Annotated in this window: 10 protein-coding genes; 9 read left to right on the top strand and 1 reads right to left on the bottom strand. The window is 66.0% G+C overall.

All coding sequences use genetic code 11. The annotated features are described in order from the left end of the window. From PI86_RS14655 to PI86_RS14615, 9 genes are all read left to right on the top strand, one after another. A partial coding sequence (locus PI86_RS14655; RefSeq protein ID WP_052319462.1) for a porin occupies window positions 1-1059 on the top strand: 1059 nt, incomplete at its 5' end. A 351-nt stretch (window positions 1060-1410) separates the two neighbouring features. Continuing rightward, the gene (locus tag PI86_RS14650; protein ID WP_014898563.1) at window positions 1411-2976 is read left to right on the top strand and encodes an outer membrane protein assembly factor BamB family protein; all 1566 of its coding nucleotides are present in this window, start codon (window positions 1411-1413) and stop codon (window positions 2974-2976) included. A gap of 365 nt (window positions 2977-3341) precedes the next feature. Continuing rightward, window positions 3342-3842, top strand: coding sequence for a DUF3331 domain-containing protein (locus PI86_RS17890; protein ID WP_039323841.1), 501 nt, complete (start codon window positions 3342-3344; stop codon window positions 3840-3842). A gap of 339 nt (window positions 3843-4181) precedes the next feature. After that, window positions 4182-5135, top strand: coding sequence for a choline ABC transporter substrate-binding protein (locus tag PI86_RS14640; protein ID WP_039323838.1), 954 nt, complete (start codon window positions 4182-4184; stop codon window positions 5133-5135). A gap of 67 nt (window positions 5136-5202) precedes the next feature. Beyond that, a complete protein-coding gene (locus PI86_RS14635) occupies window positions 5203-6132 on the top strand; it encodes a 3-keto-5-aminohexanoate cleavage protein (protein ID WP_014898566.1) in 930 nt (309 codons plus the stop codon). An 87-nt stretch (window positions 6133-6219) separates the two neighbouring features. Beyond that, entirely contained in the window at window positions 6220-7185 is a 966-nt protein-coding gene (locus PI86_RS14630; RefSeq protein ID WP_039323834.1) for an L-carnitine dehydrogenase, read from the top strand. A 2-nt stretch (window positions 7186-7187) separates the two neighbouring features. Then, on the top strand, window positions 7188-7676 hold the full coding sequence (locus PI86_RS14625) for a thioesterase family protein (protein WP_014898568.1): 489 nt from the start codon (window positions 7188-7190) through the stop codon (window positions 7674-7676). A gap of 36 nt (window positions 7677-7712) precedes the next feature. Next, complete coding sequence (locus tag PI86_RS14620) at window positions 7713-8666, top strand: alpha/beta hydrolase (protein ID WP_039323829.1); 954 nt, start codon at window positions 7713-7715, stop codon at window positions 8664-8666. A 22-nt stretch (window positions 8667-8688) separates the two neighbouring features. Further along, window positions 8689-9885 (top strand): TauD/TfdA family dioxygenase, encoded by a 1197-nt coding sequence (locus PI86_RS14615; protein WP_014898570.1) that lies wholly within the window; start codon window positions 8689-8691, stop codon window positions 9883-9885. A gap of 194 nt (window positions 9886-10079) precedes the next feature. Here PI86_RS14615 and PI86_RS14610 read toward each other — a convergent pair whose 3' ends face one another. Next, window positions 10080-10382, bottom strand: coding sequence for a DUF4148 domain-containing protein (locus PI86_RS14610; protein ID WP_014898571.1), 303 nt, complete (start codon window positions 10380-10382; stop codon window positions 10080-10082). Window positions 10383-10582: the final 200 nt, after the last annotated feature.

The raw sequence follows: 10582 nt of genomic DNA, 5'->3' as shown, positions 1-10582 counted from the left end.
GCGGCCGCGTTCGCACAGACGAGCGTGTCGCTGTACGGCCGGATCGACGGCGGCGTCGAATACCTGAACCACATCGCGACGCCGAACGGCAGTTCGACGCGCTGGAGCGCGGAAGGCGGCGACTGGGGCACCAGCATGTTCGGCCTGAAGGGCTTCGAGGATCTCGGCGGCGGGATGTCGACGGTCTTCAACCTGGAAACCGCGTTCCAGGTGATGAACGGCACGACGGGCGGCGGACGCTTGTGGTCGCGCCGCGCGTATGTCGGGCTGAAGAGCAACACGTGGGGCCAGTTGCAGGGCGGCCGCAACCTGTTCATCGACAGCGACGGCGTGTGGGAATTCGATCCGTTCGTCCAGCAGGCGTTTTCGTCCGCATCGCTCGTGCGCGGCCGCAACTGGCAGCAGAGCAGCAACAACATCGAATATCACAGCCCGGTGATCGCCGGCTTCGACGTGCAGGCGCAATATGCGTTTGGCAACCAGTCGCGCGGCTTCAACTACGGTGCGGCCGACGACTTCGGCCGCTCGGACGGGATCATGCTGTCGTACCACTCGGCGCTGTTCGACGTGCGCGGCCTCTACGACGAGCTGCGCGACAACAACGGCAAGTTCAGCAACATCTTCACCGCGTCGCGCGAATATTTCGTCGGCGCGAACGTGAAGGTGTCGAAGTTCAAGATCCAGGGTGCCTATACGCACTACCAGGCGCCGGACAGCCCGGCCGGCGTCGCCGATCGCGCCGATCACTACTGGCTCGGCGTGACTTACGCGGCCAATCCGGAGTGGGCCGTGACGGGCGGCGGCTATTACGTGAAGGTCGGCGACGGCGGCGGCGATGCGTCGCACGATCCGTCGGGCCACGCGATGATGTACGTGCTCGGCACCACGTACAACCTGTCGAAGCGCACGTTCCTGTACGGGACGGTCGCGTATGTGCGCAACGGCGGCAACTCGAACTTCTCGCTGCTCGCGTCGCCGCGCGACGCGACGTCGGGCACGAGCCCGATGACGGGCGAGTCGCAGACGGGCGCGTATATGGGGATGATGCATACGTTCTGAGCGACGGAACTGCCGGTGCATCGGCGTCAGGGTTCGCTCGTCGTCATGCGTTGTTGCCATGGGCACGCATGTGTCGTCGGTGCAGATGCGTGATGCCGGGCGCGGTGGTGTCATGCAGTGGTCCGACGATTCACGCTTCGCAACTGAACTTTTGGTATTGATACTCACGCTGCATCAGATGGTCCATCCCGCCCATGTCGATCTTCTCCCCGCTTTTGAAAGCACGTGCAGGTTTCGTATCGCCAGGCGTCTCGGGCGCTTCCTGTCGCCTCGGTTCGCCAGGGGTTTTTTCATCGCGGCCGTTCCCGTTCGGCCGGTCTCAAGTCACACTTCTCTCGGTAAGGTGATGTCATGAAAACATCCAACAAGCAGATCGTCGAACTTGCCTCATGGCGCCGGCGTACGCCTGCCATGATCGGAACGCTTGCCCTGTTCGGCATGATCGCGAGCGGCCCGAGTGCGGCGGCAGATTGGGTCTTTGCCGGCCAGGGTGTCGACAACACGCGCACCGCGCCGGACGAACACGTCATCGGTGTCGATAACGTCTCGCAGCTCGCGCCGCGCTGGACGCTGGATACCGACGGCAACGTGGCGGCCACGCCGACCGTCGCCAACGGCACCGTGTACGTGCCGGACTTCGGCGGCTCGCTATGGGCGGTCGATGCTGCCAGCGGCAAGGTGAAGTGGAAAAAGAAGATCACCGAATACAGTGGTGTCGACAACGATGCGTCGCGCACCAGCCCGGCATATTGGGAAGGCATGCTGATCTTCGGTCAGGGCACCCAGATTGCGAACAACCCGACCGGCGCGTTCATCATGGCGGCGAAGGCCGAGGATGGCGCGCCAGTGTGGCGGACCAAGGTGGATTCGGATCCGACCGCGATCATCACCCAATCGCCGATTGTCGATCGCGGGGTGGTCTATGTCGGCCTGTCGTCGCGTGCCGAGGCGCTCAAGGACAAGCCGACCTATCGCGGCGCGGTGGTCGCCCTCGACGGCAAGACCGGCAAGATGCTGTGGAAGACCTACATGGTGCCGAAGGGATACACCGGCGGTTCGGTGTGGGGCAACACGGCGGCGGTCGATCATGACACCGGCCTGCTCTACGTGACCACGGGCAACAACTTCTCGGTCCCGCCGGGGCACTGTCGTTTTCCGACCCAGAAGAACTGCCAACCCGATACGCCGACCAACATGATCGACAGCTTTGTCGCGCTCGATCTCAAAACCGGCAAGGTCGTCTGGCATAGCCGCACGTTGGCGGCTGACATGTCGACCAACTACGACCACGACGATGGCCCGGACTACGATTTCGGCTCGGGGCCAAACCTGTTCAAGGCGACCATCAACGGCAAGCAGAAGACGCTGGTAGGAGCGGGCGCGAAGAGCGGCGTGTATTGGGCGCTCGATCCCAAGACCGGCAAGGTGATCTGGCATACGCAGGTCGGCCCGGGCAGCCTGCTGGGCGGCATGCTCTGGGGGACGGCTGCTGACGGCAAGCGGATCTACGTTTCGATCGGCAACCTGGACGGGAAGTCGATCGACGTCGACAACGGTCCGAACGGCGAGAAGACGACCAAGGGCGGCATCTGGGCGGCAGTCGACGCAGCCACGGGCAAGGTGCTGTGGCGCACGGCCGACCCGCAGGGCAAGATGGACACGGTGGCGATGTCGGCTGCAAACGGTGTCGTCTACGCCGGCTCGTTGGCCGGCACGGGCGCGAGCATGTATGCGCTCGATGCGGCGACGGGCGCGATCAAGTGGAGTTACGAGAATAACGGCGCGGTGGTGTCGGGCGCTGCCATCGTTGACGGCACTGTGTACTGGGGGGCGGGTTACCACACCAAGGTGCTCGGTCTGCCGTACGACGGCACGAGTCACAAACTCTACGCGTTTGGTCTTGCCGCCAAACAATAAGCGCAAGGTAACCGGCCACGCACGTGGCCGGTTGCGTTCGATCGCCGGGCTCCCACCTTCAACACGAGATCGTCGTCACGCTCCGCGATTGGAGCGACGCTGTGGACGTGCGTCGTGCCGAACGTATGGCGATGCGTGAGCGTCAATGCGTACCGGATGCAGCAGCGACCCATGCAATGCCGGTGAAACGCGGTCGAGGCCGCGCCCGTCCGCGGCGGCGACGCGATCCTGCCGGCGGGCGGACGCCACGCGGGCCGCGTCCGCGTCGAATCGAAGCATGGATGGCAGGTAATCGAAGGATCATCGGGATCGATGCGTGTTGCGACGCAGGCGATACCGCGTCACTGCGGAGCGGATAATGGCAAATGAACGGATTGGTGCAGATACTGAAGTACGCGGATGACGTGTTGCTCGTGCGCTGGCGCAAGACCGGGCATGCGGATGAAGAGGAGCAACGCTGGATACCGGGGCGCGCGCTGCGCTCCGGACAATGTTCGTTTTCCGGAGCAAAGGTCGTGTGCGGCGATCCGGTGTTCAGTCCGAAAGGCCAATCGGCGCAAGCGAGAATGATTCTGGTGTCCGCCCTTGACTCGGCCTATCGTGCGACGACACGTCCGAAAATAGAGATCCTGGAACATTCGGCAGACATGCTGCTGGTGCGATGGGTGGAGCCGGGACGCGCTCACTACGGCGAGCAGACCTGGCGGCTGGCACGCGCATCACGGCCGGGAATGTGTGCGCTCTCCGGGGCGGAGATCGTTCCGGGTTACGCGGTCTTCAGACCAAGCGGACGTCCGGCGCCGTCAAATGCGCGGGCCATGATTTTGGCTGCGGTGCTGGGGAAGCTTTCCATGCAGCCAGGCTGAGCACGCACTGACCCTGTTGCCGGCATCCGCGCGCGCCCCGGAGCAAATGCATGACGGCGCGAGTATTCGCTTGCGCATGAGTCTGGTGCCGAGGGCGTGACCAGTAGCCTGGACACGCCGCATCCGGACAACCCCCGCCTCGTCAAAATCCGCCCCAAACCCCCGCCGTACAAGCCACAGCCCGCATCTAGTGGTTTCCACCCATAGTCGCAAATAATCAAGAACAGGTCGCCGGCGGTCGTCTTGCGGTGAATATGGCTCGTTACTTTTACTCCCACGATGCAGGCCGGGACGCACTCCGCGAACCCGTCGGACATCGGTCCAACCGGGAGAGAAACCATGAAGTCGACAAAGATCGCCGCGTTCGTCGCGGCCGTGCTGGCGACCGGCTCGTTCGCGACCGCGGCGCAGGCCGAAACGGATGCCGCGACCTGCCGCAACGTACGCTTCGCGGATATCGGCTGGACCGACATTACGTCCACCACGGCGCTCGCCTCGACGGTATTCGAAGGGCTCGGCTACAAGCCGACGACGACGATCGCGTCGGTGCCGATCTCGTTCGCCGGCCTGAAGAGCAAGCAGCTCGACGTCTCCCTCGGCTACTGGTGGCCGGTGCAGCAAAAGCAGCTCCAGCCGTTCCTCGACAGCAAGTCGATCAACGTCGTCGAACCGCCGAACCTGGCGGGCGCGAAGGCGACGCTCGCGGTGCCGAGCTACGAATACCAGGCCGGCCTGAAGACCTTCGAGGACATCGCGAAACACCGTGCGGAGCTCGACGGCAAGATCTACGGGATCGAGCCGGGCAGCAGCGCGAACGCGACGATCCAGAAGATGATCGACACGAACCAGTACGGGCTCGGCGGCTTCAAGCTGGTCGAATCGAGCGAGGCGGGGATGCTCGTCACGGTCGAGCGCGCGATTCGCGACAAGAAGTGGGTCGTGTTCCTTGGGTGGGAACCGCATCCGATGAACATCCAGATCAGCATGAACTACCTGTCCGGCGGCGATGCGTCCTTCGGCCCGAACTACGGCGAAGCGCGCGTGTACACGCTGACGGCGCCCGATTTCATCGCGCGCTGCCCGAACGCGGGCAAGCTCGTCGAGAACCTGCGCTTCACGACGCAGCTCGAGAACCAGCTGATGCAGTCGGTGATGAACAAGACGAAGCCGGCCGACGCCGCGAAGGCGTACCTGAAGAAGAATCCGCAGGTGCTGGACGCGTGGCTGGCCGGCGTCAAGACGTTCGACGGCAAGGACGGCCTGCCCGCCGTGAAGGCGTATCTCGGCCTGTAACGGCCCGCGCGCAGCGCGTTGATTTACCCGCATTACGACACAAACCGAGTCAAGCGAGGCACACAGCATGAACCATGACGTCATCATCACCTGCGCGGTCACCGGCGCGGGCGATACGGTCGGCAAGCATCCGGCGATTCCGGTCACGCCGAAGGAAATCGCGGCCGCCGCGATCGAAGCCGCGAAGGCCGGCGCGACCGTTGCACACTGCCATGTCCGCGATCCGCAGACGGGGCGCGGCAGCCGCGACCCGAACCTGTACCGCGAAGTGGTCGACCGGATCCGCTCGGCCGACGTCGACGTGATCATCAACCTGACGGCCGGCATGGGCGGCGATCTGGAAATCGGCCCCGGCGAGGACCCGATGCGCTTCGGCAAGGGCACCGATCTCGTCGGCGGCCTCACGCGCCTCGCGCACGTCGAGGAGCTGCTGCCGGAAATCTGCACCCTCGACTGCGGCACGCTGAATTTCGGTGATGGCGACTACATCTACGTGTCGACGCCCGCGCAACTGCGCGCCGGCGCCAAGCGCATCCAGGAGCTCGGCGTGAAGCCGGAGCTGGAGATTTTCGACACGGGGCATCTGTGGTTCGCGAAGCAGCTGCTGAAGGAAGGACTGCTTGACGATCCGCCGCTGTTCCAGCTGTGCCTCGGCATTCCGTGGGGTGCGCCGGCCGACACGGGCACGATGAAGGCGATGGTCGACAACCTGCCGCCGGGCGCGCACTGGGCCGGCTTCGGGATCGGCCGGATGCAGATGCCGATGGTCGCGCAGGCGATGCTGCTCGGCGGCCATGTGCGCGTCGGCCTCGAAGACAACATCTGGCTCGATCGCGGCGTGCACGCCACCAACGGCACGCTCGTCGAGCGCGCGCGGGAAATCATCGAACGCCTCGGCGGCCGCGTGCTGACGCCGGCCGAAGGGCGTCGCAAGCTAGGCCTGCCGGCACGCGGCGAACGTCTGCTCGAACGCCGCGCGGCGACCGAATTCGCGTGAGTCTTTGCGGCTGATTCCGATTCATTGCGGTGGCGCGCACGAGCGCGGCCGCCGTCCGATTTTCCTCGATTTGAAGGATGCGTTGACATGGCTGTGAAGACCGACATCAAGACGTTCGCCGCGATCGGCACCGGCGTGATCGGCAGCGGGTGGATTTGCCGTGCGCTCGCGCACGGTCTCGACGTGGTCGTGTGGGACCCCGCGCCGGGCGCGGAAGAGCGGCTGCGCGCGAACGTCGCGAATGCATGGCCCGCGCTCGAACGCGTCGGCCTCGCGCCGGGCGCCGATCCCGCGCGACTGCGCTTCGAATCGACGATCGAGGCCTGCGTCGCCGACGCGGACTTCGTCCAGGAAAGCGCGCCCGAGCGCGAGGCGCTGAAGCTCGAACTGCACGAGCAGATCAGCCGCGCGGCGAAGCCCGACGCGATCATCGCGTCGTCGACGTCGGGGCTGCTGCCGACCGACTTCTACGCGCGTGCGATGCATCCGGAGCGCTGCGTGGTCGGCCACCCGTTCAACCCGGTCTACCTGCTGCCGCTCGTCGAAGTGCTCGGCGGCGCGCGCACGTCGCCGGAAGCGGTCGAGGCGGCGATGGAGATCTATCGCAAGCTCGGCATGCGGCCGCTGCACGTGCGCAAGGAAGTGCCGGGCTTCATCGCGGACCGGCTGCTCGAAGCGCTGTGGCGCGAGGCGCTGCATCTCGTCAACGAAGGCGTCGCGACGACCGGCGAGATCGATGACGCGATCCGCTTCGGCGCGGGCATCCGCTGGTCGTTCATGGGCACGTTCCTGACCTATACGCTGGCCGGTGGCGACGCGGGCATGCGACACTTCATGCAGCAGTTCGGCCCCGCGCTCGAACTGCCATGGACGAAGCTGGTCGCACCGAAGTTGACCGACGAACTGATCGACAGCGTCGTCGAAGGCACGAGCGAGCAGCAGGGCACGCGCAGCATCAAGGAACTCGAACGCTATCGCGACGAGTGCATTACCGAGGTGCTGAAGGCAATCGCCGCGGTGAAGGCGCGGCACGGGATGCGATTCGAGGACTGAACATGACGGGCGATACCCCGCTGACGATATACCGCGACGTCGTGCGGCCCGAGTGGGTCGACTACAACGGCCATTTGCGCGACGCGTTCTATCTGCTGATCTTCAGCTTCGCGACCGATGCGCTGCTGGACCGCATCGGTCTCGACGACGCCGCGCGTCGCGAGCGGGGCCGCTCGGTCTACACGCTCGAAGCGCACGTGAACTATCTGCAGGAGATCAAGGAAGGCACGCGCGTGCGCGTCGATGCGCGGGTGTTCGCGCACGACGCGAAGCGGCTGCACCTGTATCTCGAACTGTTCGCGGACGGGCACGACGGTGCCGTGTCGGCGAGCGAGCAGATGCTGCTGCACGTCGACACGCGCGACGGCGCGAAATCGGCGCCGTTCGACGACGACGTCGCCGCGCGCGTGGCCGAGTTGCACGTGTTGCAGCGCGACTGCGCGGCGCCCGCGTATGCGGGGCGCGTGATCGGCCTGCCGCCGCGCCGCTAGCGTCGACGTTCAACCTTGGACCGCGGAGCACACACGATGCTCGAGCCGGAAATCGCGGCATTCGTCGCGGCTGTCGACGCAGCGTATCCGGCCGACTCGGCGGCGTGCTCGCCCGCCGAACAGCGCCGTCTCTACGATCGCTTCGCTGCCGCATGGACGCCCGCCGAACTGCCGGCCGGCATCGTGCAGCACGATGCGGTGTGGCACGCACCGGACGGACACGCGATCGCGCTGCGGCGCTACGCACCGGCACACGGTGCGCCGCGCGGCACCGTGCTGTTCTTTCATGGGGGCGGCTTCGTCGTCGGCTCGCTCGACAGTCACATGCTGATCACCGCGCAACTGGCGGCCGACACGGGGCTCGCCGTGATCGCGGTCGACTACCGGCTCGCGCCCGAGCATCGCGCACCGGCCGCACTCGAGGATTGCCTGGCCGTCACGCGGGCCGCGCGCGATGGACGCTGGCCGTTCGGCTCATGCGCACGGTCGCTGACGCTCGCGGGCGACAGCGCGGGCGGCAATCTCGCGGCGGCCGTCGCGACTGCGCTGCGCGATGCAGGCGAAGGCGGCCTCGACGGCATCGCGCTCGTCTATCCAATGCTCGGGTTCGAACCGCAATCGCCTGCGCGCGAAACGGAAGCGCACGCGCCGATGCTGACGCTCGACGACGTTCATCGCTATCGCGCGCTCTACTGGAATGTCGAGGATGAAGCCGCGTTGAACGACGATCCGTTGCTGCGCGCATCGGTGCCGCTTGCCGCATCGCGTTTCGACGGGCTGCCGCCGGTGCTCGCGATCGGCGCGGAGCACGATCCGCTGCGCGACGACGCGCGCGTCTATGTCGAACGGATTCTCGCGGCCGGCGGCGCCGCGCGTTACTGGAGGGGAGAGGGGCTGGTGCACGGCTGCTGGCGCGCGCTCGGAACGAGCCCGCAGGCGGCGCGGATGCACCGGATGATCGGCGGGTTTCTGCTCGCACCACACGCGTAGCGGGCGTTTCCAGGAGGCAACGATGCAGGCAGCGCAACACCGTATCGAGGACTGGCGGACCTTCTCCGCCGACGCGGCCATTGCGGCGGCGACGATCGGCGACGGAGCGGTGGACGTCGAGTGGAGCGACACGCGACGATCGCCGTTTCACTTCGACTGGCTGCGCGACAACTGCGCGTGTTCCGCGTGCGTGCATGCGGTCACGCGCGAGCAGGTGTTCGAGATTGCCGATGCGCGCGAGGATCTGTCGGCGCTCACCGTGCAGGTCGAAACCGACGGCGCGCTGCATATCGAGTGGAACGACGGGCATCGCAGCACCTGGTCGCCGGGGTGGTTGCGCGCGCATGCATACGACGATGCGTCGCGCGCGGAGCGCCAGGCCGCGCACGGGCGGCACGTATGGGTCGGCGCCGATGCGACGGCGATCGGCGTGTTCGCGTGGCGCGACGTGATGGAGGACGACGGTGCGTTGCTCGCATGGCTCGCCGCGTTGCAGCGCACGGGGCTGACGCTGGTCGAGGGGGTGCCGGCCGAGCGCGGCCGGGTCGACGAGATCGCGCGCCGCATCGGCCTGATCCGCGAAAGCAATTTCGGCATGCTGTTCGACGTCGAATCGAAGCCGCGTCCGGACAGCAATGCCTATACGTCGCTCAACCTGCCGCCGCACACCGATCTGCCGACGCGCGAATTGCAGCCGGGCGTGCAGTTCCTGCATTGCCTCGCGAACGATGCAACGGGCGGAGACAGCATCTTCCTCGACGGCTTCGCGCTCGCGGATGCGCTGCGGCGCGAGTATCCGGCCGATTTCGCGCAACTTGCGTCGACGCCGTTCGAGTTCTGGAACAAGAGTGCGAACAGCGACTACCGCTGTTCGGCGCCCGTGATCGGGCTCGATGCGCGCGGCAACGTCACCGAGGTGCGCGTCGCGAACTTCCTGCGCGGGCCGCTCGATGCGCCGGCCGGCTCGGTCGCGGCCGTCTATCGCGCATACCGGCGGTTTCTCGCGCTCGCGCGCGAGCCGCGTTTCCGCGTGCTGCGCCGGCTGCGGGCGGGCGATATGTGGGCGTTCGACAACCGGCGCGTGCTGCATGCGCGCACCGAGTTCGATCCGTCGACGGGTCGCCGGCATCTGCAGGGCTGCTACGTCGATCGCGACGAACTGCTGTCGCGGTGGCGCGTGCTGTCGCGTTCGGTGCCTGCCGCAGTCGCGGGGCGCTGATCGGCGCACACGGCTGCGTCACGCATACCTCACCAGGGGAAAAAGCGCCCGGACGCACTGCGCCCGGGCGAAGCCACCCGTTACCGGGTAGCGGAGGTATGCGTTTCACAAAAAAAGACGAGCCCGCATGACGGGCTCGTCCGGATACAGCTTGGTCGCGCGATGCGCGGTGCGCCCGCCGGGGGCGCGTCGGCTTACTGGCCGAAGAAGATCGAGTCGCGAGCGTTCGACGACGCTGCGGCAGCCGGGGCGCCAGCGTGGACGACCGGAGCCGGTTGCGCGCCGTAACCGCTGGCGTCGGCACCATGAACACGCGCTTCCGCCGACTGGATGTCGTTCGGGTAGTACGGGCTCGACACGCCCGGCTTGTAGCCGGCTTGTTCGAGCTGGACCAGTTCGTTGCGGACTTGTGCGCGGGTGACGGTGCTTTGTGCGAAAGCGCCGAACGAAGCGGACAGGGCGACAGCGGCAACAACTGCGGAAACGAGCGATTTCATGATGACCTCCGGTGTTTTATTGAGTTCGCTCTCGACACCTTGTCTTAAGCGATTGACTAAATCTTAGTCACCGGACGGTTCAGGGTAAACGCTGAATTTGACGATAGATTGTTTCCTGCGCGGTAACAGTGGTGCGTCGAATCAGGCTTTCAGTGCCCTTTCGTTTCCGCAAGTGTAATAAGTATGATGAATGGCGGGGC

Source organism: Burkholderia sp. A9 (assembly GCF_000801975.1).
This window is presented reverse-complemented; position numbering and strand designations above follow the sequence as displayed.